Annotated in this window: 11 protein-coding genes; all 11 read right to left on the reverse strand. The window is 32.4% G+C overall.

Annotation, left to right across the window (positions count from 1 at the left end; genetic code table 11):
• The coding region (locus M9Q43_RS05785) for a TlpA disulfide reductase family protein (protein ID WP_262318016.1) at positions 1-526 on the reverse strand (526 nt) is incomplete at its 3' end.
• A gap of 79 nt (positions 527-605) precedes the next feature.
• On the reverse strand, positions 606-2,870 hold the full coding sequence (locus M9Q43_RS05790; RefSeq protein ID WP_262318017.1) for an aconitate hydratase: 2,265 nt from the start codon (positions 2,868-2,870) through the stop codon (positions 606-608).
• A 122-nt stretch (positions 2,871-2,992) separates the two neighbouring features.
• The gene (locus tag M9Q43_RS05795) at positions 2,993-5,764 is read right to left on the reverse strand and encodes a bifunctional aconitate hydratase 2/2-methylisocitrate dehydratase (protein WP_262318025.1); all 2,772 of its coding nucleotides are present in this window, start codon (positions 5,762-5,764) and stop codon (positions 2,993-2,995) included.
• A 280-nt stretch (positions 5,765-6,044) separates the two neighbouring features.
• Positions 6,045-7,154 (reverse strand): acyltransferase family protein, encoded by a 1,110-nt coding sequence (locus tag M9Q43_RS05800; RefSeq protein WP_262318018.1) that lies wholly within the window; start codon positions 7,152-7,154, stop codon positions 6,045-6,047.
• Positions 7,155-7,194: 40 nt separating this feature from the next.
• Positions 7,195-8,148, reverse strand: coding sequence for an AAA family ATPase (locus tag M9Q43_RS05805; protein WP_262318019.1), 954 nt, complete (start codon positions 8,146-8,148; stop codon positions 7,195-7,197).
• A 145-nt stretch (positions 8,149-8,293) separates the two neighbouring features.
• A complete protein-coding gene (locus M9Q43_RS05810) occupies positions 8,294-9,667 on the reverse strand; it encodes a peptidylprolyl isomerase (RefSeq protein WP_262318026.1) in 1,374 nt (457 codons plus the stop codon).
• Positions 9,630-10,481, reverse strand: a complete 852-nt coding sequence (locus tag M9Q43_RS05815) for a hypothetical protein (protein WP_262318020.1) — start codon at positions 10,479-10,481, stop codon at positions 9,630-9,632. Before M9Q43_RS05815 ends, M9Q43_RS05810 begins: the two co-directional genes overlap by 38 nt.
• Positions 10,482-12,449 carry a peptidylprolyl isomerase gene (locus M9Q43_RS05820; RefSeq protein ID WP_262318021.1) on the reverse strand — a complete coding sequence of 656 codons (1,968 nt, stop codon included), beginning with the start codon at positions 12,447-12,449 and terminating at the stop codon, positions 10,482-10,484.
• 129 nt (positions 12,450-12,578) lie between these two features.
• Positions 12,579-14,534: an OmpA family protein gene (locus M9Q43_RS05825; protein ID WP_262318022.1), complete on the reverse strand. Its 1,956-nt coding sequence runs from the start codon at positions 14,532-14,534 to the stop codon at positions 12,579-12,581.
• Positions 14,535-14,546: 12 nt separating this feature from the next.
• A complete protein-coding gene (locus M9Q43_RS05830; protein ID WP_262318023.1) occupies positions 14,547-15,476 on the reverse strand; it encodes a PorP/SprF family type IX secretion system membrane protein in 930 nt (309 codons plus the stop codon).
• A 52-nt stretch (positions 15,477-15,528) separates the two neighbouring features.
• The coding region (locus M9Q43_RS05835) for a T9SS type B sorting domain-containing protein (RefSeq protein WP_262318024.1) at positions 15,529-16,747 on the reverse strand (1,219 nt) is incomplete at its 5' end.

The following is a 16,747-nucleotide window of genomic DNA, read 5'->3' on the forward strand; positions in this document are numbered from 1 at the left end:
ATTCGTCTAAAACTTTTCTAAAACCATCTGAATTCCAGTTGGCAGAAACTTTAGAATCAACAATAATTCTACCCTTTTTATTCAACACATAAGTAGATGGAATTATTTTATTTTCTAAAGGCTTTGGTAGTGGACTCAAACTAAAAAAAACAGGAAAACTATACTTATTTTTCTCTATAAAAGCTCTAACTTCAGGTTGCGAATTGCTTGTTACAAAATAAAACTGTGCTTTAGTTTTGTAATCATCATACAATTTTTGAAAAGTTTCTAACTCTTCAACTGATTTAGAGTTCTTAGCGTCCCAAAAATGAATAATCATTACATTTCCTTGGTCAATATAAATGTTTTTAGTTTTTCCTGTTGGACCAATTAACGACCATTCAAAGAAACTTACTACTTGCTGTTTTTCAAATTCAATATAATTTGGTTCAGGTAAATTACTTGAGTTTGAGTAGCCCTTAAAAAGAACAAATGTTGCTACGACAACCACTACAAGAAACAAAAGGATTAAAGTTTTTTTCATCATATTTTTTTTTCAAAAATAGTAAATTAGAAATTAAAAACTCCTACAGTACATAGGAGTTTTTAAATAAAATATAATCCAATTACGCTTTACCAGCTGCAATCAAGTTTAAAGCAGAACCAGCCACAAACCAACCAATTTGACTGTCGTTGTAAGTATGATTTGCTGAAATTATATCTTTTGTTCCATCAGCATGAACAAATTCTAATGCTAATGGTTTACCTGGTGCAAATTCAGTTAAATCTAAGAAATTGATAGTATCATCTTCTTGAATTTTATCATAATCTGATTCGTTAGCAAAGGTTAAAGCTAACATTCCTTGTTTTTTCAAATTGGTTTCATGAATACGTGCGAATGATTTCACTAAAACTGCCTTCACACCTAAGAAACGAGGCTCCATAGCGGCATGCTCACGTGAAGAACCTTCTCCATAATTATGATCACCAACAACAATGGAAGGAACTCCCGCTGCTTTGTAAGCTCTTTGAACAGCCGGAACTGCATCATAAACACCTGTTAATTGATTTTTAACGGAATTTGCTTTACCATTGAATGCATTTTCGGCTCCAATTAACATATTATTTGAAATATTATCTAAATGCCCACGGAAACGCAACCAAGGTCCAGCCATCGAAATATGGTCGGTAGTACATTTTCCAAAAGCTTTGATTAACAATTTAGCTCCTGTATAATTTTTACCATCCCATGCATCAAAAGGTGCCAACAATTGCAAACGATCTGAAGTTTCAGAAACGGCAACTTGTACCGAAGAACCGTCTGCTGCTGGCGCTTGGAAACCTGCATCTTCTACATCAAAACCTCGCTTTGGCAATTCATCACCAAATGGAGCAGTCAATTTAACTGCTTCGCCTTTATCATTCAACAAAGTATCGGTTAACGGATTAAAATCTAAACGCCCTGAAATTGCTAAAGCTGCTACCATTTCTGGAGAAGTTACAAAAGCATGTGTATTTGGATTACCATCGGCTCTTTTTGAAAAGTTTCGGTTAAACGAATGCACGATGGTATTTTTTTCTTGTTTGTCTGCCCCTTCTCTATCCCATTGTCCGATACAAGGTCCACAAGCATTTGTAAATACTTTAGTTCCCATTTTTTCGAAATCGGCAATAATACCGTCTCTTTCAATCGTATAACGAATTTGCTCTGAACCTGGATTAATCCCGAATTCTGCTTTTGGAGTAATTCCGTGTTCCACCGCTTGTCTAACGATAGAAGCTGCACGTGCCATATCCTCGTAAGAAGAGTTGGTACAAGAACCGATTAATCCCCATTCTACTTTTAAAGGCCATCCGTTTGCGGTAGCTTCTTCTTTCATTTTAGAAACTGGCGTTCCTCTATCTGGTGTAAATGGTCCGTTAATGTGTGGCTCTAATTCTGATAAGTTGATTTCGATTAATTGATCAAAATATTGTGCTGGATTGGCATATACTTCGGCATCAGCTGTTAAGTAAGAAGCTACTTTATCGGCAGCATTTACCACATCTTGACGACCTGTTGCTGCTAAATATCTACGCATAGAATCATCGTAACCAAAAGTTGAAGTTGTTGCTCCAATTTCAGCACCCATGTTACAAATAGTTCCTTTACCCGTACATGACATTGCTTCTGCACCTTCACCAAAATATTCAACAATAGCTCCCGTTCCACCTTTTACAGTTAAGATATCGGCTACTTTTAAAATTACATCTTTTGGAGCAGTCCATCCAGATAATTTACCTATTAATTTTACTCCGATTAATTTTGGAAATTTTAATTCCCAAGACATGCCCGACATTACATCTACCGCATCTGCACCACCAACACCAATGGCCAACATCCCTAAACCACCAGCATTTACTGTATGTGAATCTGTACCTATCATCAAACCGCCTGGGAAAGCGTAGTTTTCTAAAACAATTTGATGGATAATTCCCGAACCTGGTTTCCAAAATCCAATTCCGTATTTGTTTGAAACAGATGAAAGAAAATCGAAAACTTCTTTGGATTGTTTATTTGCTAATGCTAAATCTTCTCTAGCACCATTTTTTGCTAAAATTAAATGGTCGCAGTGAACTGTTGTGGGAACTGCAACTGTCTTTTTCCCAGCGTGCATGAATTGTAATAATGCCATTTGGGCTGTTGCATCTTGACATGCTACTCTGTCTGGAGCGAAGTCTACATAATCTTTACCTCTTGTGAATGCCTGAGTTGGCATTCCTTCCCATAAATGCGAATACAAAATTTTCTCAGACAATGTTAATGGACGTCCAACAATGTCTCGAGCTTTATCCACTCTATCCGCCATATTAGCGTACACTTTTTCAATCATTTCAATATCGAATGCCATAGTAATAATTTTATTTAGTTATGTTATTTTAAACCTCCTAATTTACAAAAAAATAGACAGATAAAAAATAAAAAAAGCCTAAGCAGAGCTTAGACTTTTTTTTATTATTATAATTGATTGTATTATCCTACCAACAATTTGTGAGACGGAGCAAACTTAGTTAAGTTGATTCCTTCTACTGCTAGTTTATATTCTTCAATTGAAGGTGTTCTACCTAATACTGTTGATAAAACTACCACTGGAGTAGATGATAATAATGATTCTCCTTTTTTCTCTGCTGTATCTTCAACCACACGACCTTGGAATAAACGAGTTGATGTTGCCATAACTGTATCTCCTTTTGATGCTTTTTCTTGGTTACCCATACAAAGGTTACACCCTGGACGCTCTAAGTACAACATGTTTTCGTATTCTGTACGAGCTGCTGCTTTTGGTGCATTATCATCAAATTCGAATCCTGAATATTTTTGTAATACTTCCCAATCGCCTTCTGCTTTTAATTCGTCAACAATGTTGTATGTTGGTGGAGCAACTACTAATGGCGCTTTGAATTCTACTTTACCTTGTTGTCTCTCGATATTTTTAAGCATTTGCGCTAATATTTTCATATCGCCTTTGTGAACCATACAAGAACCGATGAATCCTAAATCTACTTTTTTATCACCTCCGTAGAAAGATAAAGGTCGGATTGTATCGTGCGTATATCTTTTAGAAACGTCTTTATTATTTACATCTGGGTCAGCAATCATTGGTTCCGCGATTTGATCTAAATCTACTTCAACTTCTGCATAGTATTTTGCATTAGCATCTGGACGTAAAGCTGGTTTTTCACCTGATTTGATTTCAGCAATACGTTTGTTTGCTTTGTCAATTAATCCTTGAAGTACACGGTTTTTGTTATCCATGCCTTTATCAATCATGATTTGGATTCTTCCTTTTGCAATTTCTAATGACTCGATTAACGTTTCATCTTCAGAAATACAAATGGAAGCTTTTGCTTTCATTTCAGCAGTCCAATCTGTAAATGTAAACGCTTGGTCAGCAGTTAATGTTCCTAAATGTACTTCAATAATTCTTCCTTGGAAAACGTTTTCACCTCCAAATTTATGTAGCATTTGAGCTTGTGTTGCGTGTACCACATCACGGAAATCCATGTAACTTGCCATTGAACCTTTGAACGTTACTTTTACTGATTCTGGAATTGGCATTGAAGCTTCACCTGTAGCAAGAGCCAAAGCAACCGTTCCTGAATCTGCACCAAATGCCACACCTTTAGACATTCTTGTATGAGAATCTCCACCAATAATGATAGCCCATTCATCTACTGTAATATCATTTAACACTTTGTGAATTACGTCAGTCATCGCATGATAAACTCCTTTTGGATCACGAGCTGTGATTAAACCGAAGTCGTTCATGAATTGCATTAATTTTGGAATATTAGCTTGTGCTTTTTTATCCCAAACAGAAGCCGTATGACAACCTGATTGATAAGCTCCGTCGACAATTGGAGAAATAACCGTTGCAGCCATTGATTCTAATTCTTGAGCTGTCATTAAACCAGTAGTATCTTGAGAACCTACGATATTTACAGTAACACGAACATCTGAACCTGCATGTAATGCTTTTTTAGAAATTGTTCCTACTGCATTTCTATTGAAGATTTTCTCAACTGCCGTAAGACCTTGTCCTTCAACTGAAACTTCTTTTGAAGGTGCATAAACTAGTGGCGCTTCAATTCCAAGAGTTTTAGCTGCGAAAGTTTGGATTTTTTTACCGAAAACAATTGCATAAGAACCACCAGCTTTGATGAATTCCATTTTCTGTGGCGTGAATGCTTTAGAAATGTCGATTAATTCTTTGTCTCCGTTATATAATTTTTTTGTTTTTGTATTGATGGTAAGAACCGTTCCAGTTGCTACTGAATATACTTCTTCTAAAACTGGATCACCACTTTCATTACGAACTACTTCTCCATTAGCATCTGTCTTTTTTACCCAGTTTTTCAAATCTAAACCTATTCCTCCTGTAACGTCAACTGTAGTTAAGAAAATTGGAGAAATTCCGTTTGTTCCCCCTACGATTGGAGCAAAATTTACAAATGGTACATAAGGACTTGCTTGTTTACCTGTCCAAAGTGCTACGTTATTTACACCCGACATACGAGAAGAACCTACACCCATTGTTCCTTTTTCAGCAATTAACATTACCGATTTATCTGGATGTTGCGCTTGTAATGCTTTAATTTCTTCTTGGGCTTGAGGCGTAATCATACATTTTCCGTGTAATTCACGGTCAGAACGCGAGTGCGCTTGATTACCTGGAGATAATAAGTCAGTTGAAATATCGCCTTCTCCAGCGATGAATGTTACTACTTTAATTTCTTCTGCAATTTCTGGAAGTTTTGTAAAGAATTCTGCTTTTGCATAGCTTTCTAAAATGTCTTTTGCAACTACATTTCCATTTTCAAAAGCTTCTTTAATACGAGCCATATCTGCATCGTAAAGATAGACTTGAGTTTTTAAAACATCCGCTGCTTGCTTTGCAATATTTGAATCATTTCCTAAAGCTAAATCTAATAAAACCTCAATTGAAGGTCCACCTTTCATGTGTGATAACAATTCAAAAGCAAAAGCAGGAGTAATTTCAGCAACTACTTCTTGTCCAAGAATAATCTCTTTTAAGAATTTAGCTTTCGCTCCAGCTGCAGGAGTTGTTCCTGGTAAAGTGTTATAGATAAAAAACTTCAAACAATCTTCTCTGTTTGCATTGTTTGTATCTTTAATTTGAGCAATGATTTCGTTTAACAAATCAGCTCTATCAATTGGTTTTGGGTGTAATCCTTGACCTTTTCTTTCTTCAATTTCTTTAATATACTCTTTATAAAGATTCATTTCAGTAGCTAATGCCATACTATAAATAAGTTAATTAGTGTTTGTTGTATTTTTTTGGTGGCACAAATTTAATAAATCTTAATCAGATTTAAAAATTTTTAATAAAAAGCCTAAATAGAAGAATTATTATTTATAAAGATTCTATTTTGATGTTTATTTTTCAATAAAAACGAATAAAATAAAAATATATTGAATAATTCGTAATTTAAAATGAAAGTTTTATTAAATTATCAAAAAACAATATTCAATTTTATGAGAGTCACAAAAGAGGTGAGCTAAATTATTGTTTATCTCTTAAATTCATCATTGGTTTTTCGTAAAATCTGTACAAAATGTAAGATAATAAAAAAGTGATTGTTAGATAAATTAAAGTAAAAAAATGACGTTCTGTTGTAGACATTTGAGTAGTATCCATAAAAACCTTCAACAATTGTAGTATAATACTGTAATGAAGTAAATAAATAGAATATGAAATTTTACTTATCAATTCAACAGGATACAAAACTGGATTAGTGTACGTTTTCCATTCGGAGAAGAAAGGTAACAAAAATGCAAAAGCGACTGAAGTAATTGGCAAATACAAAACATTCCAAAAAAACGGATTTTGTTCTATTGTCAGATTCAGTGGAATAATTCCAAACATTAAAAAGAATAAAATTCCAAAGCCTATTATAGCAAAAATCCCTTTAAAATGTTTCCAAATACTATTATAATTAAAAGAAAACCACGCGACTAAAACTCCAATCAAAATAGCATCAATACGATAAATCAAAACCGATTTTAAATTTAAATTCCATTCTGATAAATTCGAAATTTTATGTTGGGAATGATAATAAAATTTATTCATCCAGAAAAACAGAATCAAAGCTACAATTACCAATAAAAATAATTTTGACTTGTTTTTCACCTTAATTAATCCCACAAAAAACAATGAAAATGGCAAAAGCAAATATGTAAATTCTTCTATTGACAAACTCCATGACTCTGGAAAAAAGGCAGGTGATTTTGATTTGAAATTTTGCAAAAAGAGGAAATAACTTCCTGTGTTTTCAATCGAGAATCCAAGAAAAAAAGCAATCAAAATGTTTAAAACCAATACCAAATAATAGTTAGGTAATGTTCGAAACCAGCGTCTTTTTAAGAAATGAAAAACTGATTTTAAAGTAAAATTTTCGTTAATGAATGTTTTATACAGAATTGAACCAATCAAAAAACCACTCAAAACAAAGAAAAGTTCTACGCCCCAAAAACCAAAAAGCTCGAATAATGTTGGGATAAAAGCGTTGCTTTTTGGATAAATCCATAACACATGTGAACTCACTACCATTATAATAGCAGTAGCTCGTAATACATCTAAACCGAAGATTCTTTCTTTTAAATTGGGTTCCAAATTCCTTTATTGATTTACTAAAGTAATAAAAAAAAGCTGTTTAAAACAGCTTTTTAATAATATCATCTTCCGAAATTCCTTCGGCATCGGCTTTGTAATTTTTTACGATTCTATGACGCAGAATTCCTGTTGCCACCGCTTGAACATCTTCGATATCTGGTGAGAATTTTCCATTAAAAGCGGCATTGGTTTTTGCTGCTAAAATTAAATTTTGTGAAGCTCTTGGTCCTGCACCCCAATCGATATACGTTTTTACAAATTCGTTTGATAACGGATTATCTGGACGCGTTTTGCTTACTAACGAAACTGCATACTCAATTACATTATCAGCTACGGGAATTTTTCGAATTACATTTTGGAAATCGATAATTTCCTGTGCAGTGAATAAAGGATTTACCACTGGTTTAAAATCGGATGTTGTTGCTTTTACTACATCAACTTCTTCTTGAAAACTTGGATAATCTAATTTTACGGCAAACATAAAACGGTCTAATTGCGCTTCTGGTAACGGATACGTTCCTTCTTGCTCAATTGGATTTTGAGTTGCTAATACAAAATATGGCAAATCTAATTTATAATGATGTCCGGCAACGGTTACAGCACGTTCTTGCATAGCTTCTAACAATGCTGCTTGCGTTTTTGGAGGCGTTCTATTGATTTCGTCAGCCAAGATAATATTAGAGAAAATCGGTCCTTTAATAAACTTAAAATGACGATTTTCATCTAAAATTTCACTTCCTAAAATATCGGAAGGCATTAAATCGGGTGTGAACTGAATTCTTTTGAAATTCAATCCTAAAGCTTGCGAAATGGTATTTACCATTAAAGTTTTAGCTAATCCGGGAACACCAATAAGCAAAGCGTGACCTCCGGAAAAAATACTCATCACTATTTGATGTACTACTTCATCCTGACCCACAATTACTTTAGCTATTTCTTGCTTTAATGCTTTTTGTCTTTGAACTAATTCCTGAATGGCTGCTACGTCTGACATATTGAATATTATAGTTAGGAGTTGGAAGCTGGAAGTAGGGAATGAAAAACATTTCTTTCAACAATTACTTTTAAACTTTCAACTTAAAATTATTAAACCTCTAAAATAATAAAAAACCCTCTGAAAATTCAAAGGGTTAGATAATTTATTTTTTTAACCAATTGTTGGTAAATTGACAATCTTTATAATCGTCACTGATTTTAATGTATGTTTCTTTAATTTTTTCTTCAGTCCATTTAGCAATTTCTTTAATTTGCTTATCGCGAAGTGCTAACTCTTTAATTTTTAAATAGTCTTTAGAAAAATCAGCTTGATGTTCTTCTGTTCTGTTATTAACTGTGATTATTTTGTAGAATTTTGCACCACCACGTTCTTCATCTAAAATTGGCATTGAAACTTCTCCATCTTTTAATTCAGATACTTGAGCATATAAAGCTGGATCCATTTTTGTTAATTCAAATCTTGGTTCCATTGTTCTTGGATTTAATAAAACCCCACCATTATTTTTTGTTTCTTTTTCATCTGATGAGGATTTAGCTGCATCTGCAAACGAAATTTCTTTACTATCTATTTTAGCTTTTATTGTTTCTATTTTAGTCTTTGCATCTTTTATTGCTTGTGATGAAACTTTTGGAGAAATTAAAATATGACGTAATTCAACTTCTTGCCCTTTAATTTTTTCAACCATAATAATATGATAACCAAATTCGGTTTCAAAAGGTTCTGAGATTTCACCTTCAGCTAAACTAAATGCAACATCTTTAAATTCTTTTACGAATTGAGTTTTACGATTCATTTTATAAAAACCTCCATTTGAACTTGAACCTGGATCTTCAGAAAATAAAACCGCTTTACTAAAGAAACTCGAACCTGTTAATACATCTTGACGGATTTCTTTTAACTTTTCAATAACTCTATTTTTTTCTTCTTCTGTAATTACAGGTTTAACTACAATTTGAGCAACTTCCATTTCGGCTCCAAATGTTGGAATTTCATCAGCTGGAATTGCTTTAAAGAAATTTCTAACTTCCTCTGGAGTAATGGTTACTTCATCGACAATCTTTTTTTGCATTTGAGAAGTTAACTTGTTCATTTTTATGATGTCATAAAAGTAACTTCTAAACTCTTCTTCGTTTTTCTTTTTGTAGAATTTTAATACTTTATCCATTCCACCAACTTGTTCTACCATAGCATCAATTTGCTCATTCATATAGCTATTTACTTCTGCATCAGTAACTACAATACTATCTTGAATAGCTTGATGTGCGTATAATTTATCTTCTAATTGTTTTCCAAATAATTCGCAACGTGTAATATTTTTAGTATCAATTCCTTGTGCTTTTAGTTGGATAAATTCTAAATCAATATCAGAATCTAAAACGATATAATCGCCTACTACAGCAACTACTCCGTCAACTTTTTCTTTCTTTTGAGCAAAAGCTATTGTAGTAGTTACTAATAAAAATGGTAAAAGGAACTTGCTATTTATAAATTTCATATTTATTGTCATTGATTGCATCATTGGTAATCTCTTTTTCTAATGTATTTATTAATTCTAATTTTCTATTGTTAATGATAATCTGCTTTATTGTTGGTTTTAAAAACTCTAAAGGTGTTGGACTATCCTTTGGCAAAACTTTGTTCACTTTTACCAACCACACAGTGGTTGAATCTGGATAATCAAAATTAATACCACTCGATATATATTTGTTTTTATTTTCAATATTTACAAAGGGTAATTTTTCATACACTTGGTTAATGTCTACCCAAATTGAGTCGTTAAATGCATAACTTTTGAACTTAACTGCTTGCTGTTCTAACTCTTTTCTATCTTTTTTGGTAAAGGAACTAAACTTTGCTTTAATATTCGCAAATTTTGGATTTTCTTTAACTAAATTGATGTATCGCATTTTAACTAACTCCGAAGAATTTTTAAAAAACTGCTTATTTGTATTGTAATAACTTTCTATTTGTGCTTCGGTAACTACTGTATCGATTTGTCTAATTACCAAATCTTCTAAATACGCTTTTGTATACAAATCAACTTTATATTGATCTATTAACTCATTAAATTCGGAAACTTTTGCTTTACTTATATTTCTTTCAGAAGCTTCAAATAATAATTTTTGTGTTGCCCATCTGTCAATAAATGATTTTACAATTGCAATGCTATCTTTTTTTGAAGTGCCACTTGGAACTAAATTAGCAATATCTTCTAAATACAAATAACTTTTTCCTACACGCGCAATGGCTTTTGGTTCTTTTGGCGCTCTAAAATAGTCGCAAGAAGTAACCAAAAATGTAAGTAAAACTATTTGAATCCAAATCTTCATTTACTGTTGTAATTGTTTCTTTATTGTTTCAAAAACTGCAGCATTAACTTTAACATCAAACTCTTTTCTTAATTCGTTAACCCAATTGCTTTCTAAATATTGCTGATAATCGTTTACTGCTTTTCCTGTACAATCGGTTAGTTTTTTTGCTTCGGCTTGTTTAACTTCTTTGACTTCAACCACAAAATGATATTGGTCTTTTGTAACTACATTTGATACCCCTTTTGATAAATTTGTGTATTGTGGTAAAATATCATAATCTTCTTCAAAAAGACCAGATTTTACCATAATATTTATCTTACCATCTTTATTTAGTTTTTCTTTAATGTAATCGATTGATTTTCCTTTTTCTAAAAACTTTTTAGCCTTTGCAATTACATCTTTATCTGTTGATGAAAAGATGTTTGCATCAAAACGTTTTTTCCATTGATAATTTTGGATATTTTGCTTGAAATAATTAGATAAACCTAACGTATCTGTTTTTGCTTTTGTCCAGATTTCTCTATCCATCAAATCAAACAATAATAAACCATCTCTGTATTCATCCATTACATATTTGAATTCTGGAAATTCGTTTTCTAAATTTTCATTATAATAGGTTGTTACTTGTTCATCAATAAATTTTTCAAACAATTCATCAACCAATTTTGAGATTGGCTTTGTTTTGATTTTTGACTTTTGCTGTACATGAATAAAATTTAAAAATGCAACTGCAGAAACTTGTTTTGATTTGTTAATTGTCAAAATAGTTTTATTGTAGTCTTTTAAATTTAATGGTGTTTCCCAAGTTTGTGAATAAAAGTCATCTGTAATGATTTTTTTTACAGAAGCCAATACTTTTGAATCTTTTGTTTGTGGGTATTTTGCTCTTAATTTTTTTGCTAATGAATTTGTGATTAACAACGAACGTTCGTCTTTTCTAACTTTTTCTTCTAATTCATTTTTCATATCAGTTAAAGATAGAACTGGATGTTTGTCAATTAACTTAACAATATGCCATCCAAATTGTGATTGAAATGGCTTAGAAATATCATTCTTGTTTTGAAGTGAAAAAGCAACATTTTCAAATTCTTCCGAACTTAATTGTCCAGAACCAAAACGTTGTAAAACACCACCTTTTGAAGCAGAAGATTTATCTTCAGAAAATTGATTTGCTAAACTTTCAAAACCTTCACCTTGCTGAATTTTTTGATAAATATCATCAATAGTTTGTTTCGCTTTAGCTTCTAATTGCGCATCTGGAGTGGATGGTTTTACAATCATAATGTGAGCAACAGTTACTTCTCCTCTATTATCTCTTTTATCTACAACTTTTACTAAATGATAACCAAAACGAGTTCTAAATGGTTTTGAAACTTCTCCAACATTTGTATTAAATGCAGCATTTTCAAAAGGATAAACCATTCTAAAAGCAGAAAAGTAACCTAAATCTCCATTGTTTTCTTTTACCGAAGGATCTTCCGAAAACTGCTGAGCAACTTTCACAAAATCTTCTCCAGCATTTAATCTGTTTTTGATATCTTTAATTTTATTGAATGCTTTTAGTGTATCTTCTGGTGAAGCACCTTCATCAACTAAAATTAAGATATGTGAAGCGCGCACTTCTTTTGTCATGCGATTGTAAGCTTCTTGCACCAACTCGTTAGTAACTTTAGAATCGTTTACATAATTTTTTGAAAGCTGATTGCGATATGATTTTAATTCGTTTTGATAAGTAACCGAATTTTGTAAGCCAAGTTTGTTTGCTTTTTCAACTTTAAGTTTATAGCCTAAAAACAACTCTAGGTATTTATCTAAATCTTTTTGAGAATCGTCTTTTACCAAATCAAGATTTTTATTGTAAACTCTTACAAATTCATCTGTATAATACGGATGATTATCGATTGTAAATAAAACTTCTTTGTTTTGGGCAAAAAGGAATGACTGTGTTAGTAAAAAAACAAAAATAATCAGGCGACTAATTTTCATAAAATTTATACATTTTAAGTTGTAATCGACAAAAATAACAATTCAGAAGTATTTAACAACATTTATAACCTACTATTAACAAAAAAAGCATCAATTTCTTGATGCTTTTCAAACTGAATTATAACGCTCTTACATTGCTGTAATAATAAATTCACTTCTTCTATTAGCTTGATGCTCTTCTTCAGAACATTTAGATTCATTAGTTGGTTCGCATCCACAATCATTTACTAATTGCGATTCACCGTAACCTTTACCAGTTAATCTATCGGCAGCAACACCATTTTTAACTAACCAAGCAATTGTAGCTTTTGCTCTTCTATCTGATAACGCTTGATTATATTTTGCCGTTTGACGACAATCTGTATGCGAACGAACATCTACTTTCATCGTAGGATATTGTTTCATTACTTGAAGAATTTTTTCTAATTGTAATGCTGCATCAGGTCTAATGTTTGATTTATCTAAATCAAAATAAATGATTTTGATATCAAATGCTTTTGCTAAATCTGAACCAACACCAACTTGTTTTACACGTTTTGTGATTGGTAATTTTGCAGTAGTTTCTCCAGGTGCACTTCCTGTTACTACAGAAGTTTCAACTGTTTCGTAATCTTTACTTTCTGCTCTAACAAAATATGTTTTTTCGCATTCTAATTCTTCAAATTTGTATTCACCTTTTTCATTAGCAATCATATCGCTAATTACATTCATGTCTTCATCAAACAAAGTAACTTTTGCATTTGCTAAAACTTCTTTTGTTTCTTCATCTGTGATAACACCTGAAACAATTTGTTTGCAGTTGTATGGTAACGGAATTTGCTCTACAAATTTGTAAATATCATCGTTTCCTTTTCCGCCTTCTCTGTTTGATGAGAAAAACCCGAATTTAGTTTTTGAATCAATCAAATAAGCAAAATCGTCTTGTTGACTATTTACTGGTGAACCAACGTTAAATACTTTTGACATGGTTCCGTCTTCGTAAACTTTTACAGAAAAAACATCTAAACCACCTAAACCTAATTGTCCGTCAGAAGCAAAGAAAATCTCATTTTCATCAGTTACAAAAGGAAATGTTTCACGAGCTTCGGTATTAATTCCACCACCTAAACTTTCTGGTGTTCCAAAAGAACCATCTGCATTAATTGCAACTTTAAAAATATCTGATTGACCTACAGTTCCTGGCATGTTTGATGCAAAATACAGTGTTTTATCATCTGGACTTAATGCTGGATGCGCGCAACTGTAATCGTTACTATTAAACGGTAACTCAACAACATTTGCCCATTTGCCTTCATCATCTTTTGTAGCTTTATATAACTTCAACAAAGTTGTTTTTGAAGCATCCATTTTTTGTTTTCCATTAATGAAATTATTACGTGTAAAGTACATCGTATTACCATCTTTTGTAAAAACAGCAGAAGATTCATTAAACTTAGAATTTACCTTTTTAGATAATGGTTCTGGGTCAACTAAGTAACCTTCAGAACTAACAGTAGCGCTGTATAAATTATAGAAAGAAGCATTTGTCCATTTGTGTTTTACATTAGCTACACCACCAGTATCTCTTGCTGAAGTGAATACAAAATTTTCTTTATAGAAAGAACCTCCGTAATCAGAAAATTCAGAATTTATTCCAGCATCTTCGATTTTTTGTCTTCCAGAATTTTTCTTGATTTCTGATAAATAATCTTTATTTCCTTCGAAGATTTTTGCACGATTATCTGAAGCTGTTTTTTGAGAAAATTTAGCTAAATATTCATTCGCTTTTGCATAATCACCAACCGATTTTAGTGTTTGTGCATATCTAAAATAGTATTCTGGTTCAACTTCTTGACCTAGTGCGAATAATTCGCCATACCATTTATTAGCTTCTAATAAATTTGCATTGAAATAATATGAGTTTCCTAATTTTTGAAATAAATCAACCGATTTATGCCCTTTTTCAGCAACTTTTTTATAGATTTCTATGGCATCAATATAGGCTAAGTTATCAAATTTTTTATCTGCCGAGGCAAGTTTACCTTTTTGAGCAAAACCAGAGGAAACACTCAATACGAACAATAATAATATTACTTTTAATTTCATAATGTATCTTTTTTAGAAGAATCTAGGAGAAACTACTTTGTCATAATTTTTAAACAATTCATAGCGTAAGAAAATTTCATGCGAACCAGAATTGTAGTTAGCCAATTTAGTAACTTCCATATCATATCCATAACCAATGAACCAAGAATTTGAAACTTGGAATCCTGCTAACAAACTTGCTGCTGCATCCCAACGATAAGCTGCTCCAAGTGTAAATTTATCATTAAATAAGAAATTGGCAGATAAATCAACTTGTAATGGTGCACCTTGAACCATTTTAGTTAAAATTGCAGGTTTTAATTTTATATTTCCAGACAAATCAAAAACATGACCTGCAATTAAATAATAATGCATTCTTTCAGAAGCAACTGATTCTGAAGAAAAAGAAGATTCATCTTTATCAAAATGTTTTGTTTCTAGGAAATTAGGAACAGAAAATCCAATATAGGTTTTGTTTGAATGAAAGTAAACTCCAGCTCCAACATTTGGTGAAAACTTATTATCCACATTATATTGAGCTAAAGCATCACCTGGATTGTAAATATTCAACTTTGTAAAATCTACATTTAAAAGATTAGCCGTAGCTTTAATACCAAACGATAATTTAAATGTTTCAGATGTTTTAACTGAATAAGAAACATCAGCAGAAATTGAATTATCATCTGAAGGACCAATTCTATCATTTACAATAGAAAAACCAATTCCAAAATTAGAATTATTGATTGGAGTGTTTAAAGAGAACGTATTTGTTACTGGCGCTCCATCTAATCCCACCCATTGATTTCTATGCAATCCAAAAACACTTAAAACACCACGAGAACCAGCATATGCAGGGTTGATATTAATAGTGTTGTACATATAATTTGTGAATTGTGAATCTTGCTGTGCATAAGATGATGCAGCTACAAGTGTTACAATAAATATTAAAAATCTTTTTTTCATTTTTTTCACTTTTTATAATTGCTAAAGGGGAATTGCTTCCCCTTAAAGCTTTTTATCTATTAATATATAAATATCCTGAACGTTCTTTGTTGTTTCCGGCACTGTTTCTATATTTCACTACATAGAAGTATGTTCCTACTGGTAATTCAGAAGCTTGACTAATTGTTACTCTTCCTTCAGAAAGACCAACAAATGCTCTTCCTTCACTTGGATTATAACTTGAAACTTCATAAACCAAGATACCCCATCTGTTATAAATCTCAACAGTATTATCTGGATACAATTCAATATTTCTGATTACGAAAACATCATTATCACCATCTCCATTTGGAGTAACTAAGTTGAAAATTTCTAAATCATCTGTTGAAGGTGCGTGATTATTAAACTCTAAATAATCTGGCGTACCATCACCATCTGAATCAAATGCATCGTCTGGATTACCATCACCATTTTCATCACCATGTTCAATTTCTGTATCTAATCCATCTCCATCGTCATCGATGTCTCTATAGTCAACATCTTCTGTACCATCAGTATCTTGAAGATCGTCGCCAGGTGTTACAAAAACTCCATTTGGATCATCATAACCTGGTGTAGTATCAACATTGTCATCTAAACCATCATTATCTGTATCTGTACCAGCCAAATCAACTCCAGTCTCATATTGATCATGAACTCCATCATTGTCTGAATCTAAATCAAACATATCATTAGTTCCATCACCATCTGTATCAATAGGTGTTAATCCTGTATCATAAGCATCGTCAATTCCATTGTTGTTTGCATCAACTCCAGAAGGAGCAATATAACCAACTGTTGTTTGTGCTTCAACATTATCAGGAATTCCATCTCCATCAGCATCTTGATCTAAATAGTTTGGTAATCCATCACCATCTGTATCAATATTTCCACCTTCATTGTATGCTATAATACCGTCATTATCATCATCAGCATCTAAGTAGTCTGGTGTACCATCGCCGTCTGTATCTTGAGCGTCAGAAGGATCTCCGTCTCCATTTGGATCTGGATTTTCATCGGCTGTAGGAAAAACATCACCGTCATCATCTACATCTAAGTAGTCTGGTGTACCATCGCCGTCTGTATCTTGAGCGTCTGAAGGATCTCCGTCTCCATTTGGATCTGGATTTTCATCTGCTGTAGGAATACCATCACCGTCATCATCTACATCTAAGTAGTCTGGTGTACCGTCTCCATCTGTATCTTGAGCATCAGCTGGGTTTCCGTCTCCGTTTGGATCTGGATTCTCAAAC

The organism is Flavobacterium odoriferum (genome assembly GCF_025499515.1).
In the GTDB taxonomy this organism is placed as follows: Bacteria; Bacteroidota; Bacteroidia; order Flavobacteriales; family Flavobacteriaceae; genus Flavobacterium; species Flavobacterium odoriferum.

Excerpts from the sequence above, each read along its gene's own strand:
- M9Q43_RS05825 (WP_262318022.1), bottom strand. The coding sequence starts at position 14,534 with ATGAAATTAAAAGTAATATTATTATTGTTCGTATTGAGTGTTTCCTCT.
- M9Q43_RS05820 (WP_262318021.1), bottom strand. The coding sequence starts at position 12,449 with ATGAAAATTAGTCGCCTGATTATTTTTGTTTTTTTACTAACACAGTCA.
- M9Q43_RS05805 (WP_262318019.1), bottom strand. The coding sequence starts at position 8,148 with ATGTCAGACGTAGCAGCCATTCAGGAATTAGTTCAAAGACAAAAAGCA.
- M9Q43_RS05815 (WP_262318020.1), bottom strand. The coding sequence starts at position 10,481 with ATGAAGATTTGGATTCAAATAGTTTTACTTACATTTTTGGTTACTTCT.
- M9Q43_RS05810 (WP_262318026.1), bottom strand. The coding sequence starts at position 9,667 with ATGCAATCAATGACAATAAATATGAAATTTATAAATAGCAAGTTCCTT.
- M9Q43_RS05830 (WP_262318023.1), bottom strand. The coding sequence starts at position 15,476 with ATGAAAAAAAGATTTTTAATATTTATTGTAACACTTGTAGCTGCATCA.
- M9Q43_RS05790 (WP_262318017.1), bottom strand. The coding sequence starts at position 2,870 with ATGGCATTCGATATTGAAATGATTGAAAAAGTGTACGCTAATATGGCG.
- M9Q43_RS05795 (WP_262318025.1), bottom strand. The coding sequence starts at position 5,764 with ATGAATCTTTATAAAGAGTATATTAAAGAAATTGAAGAAAGAAAAGGT.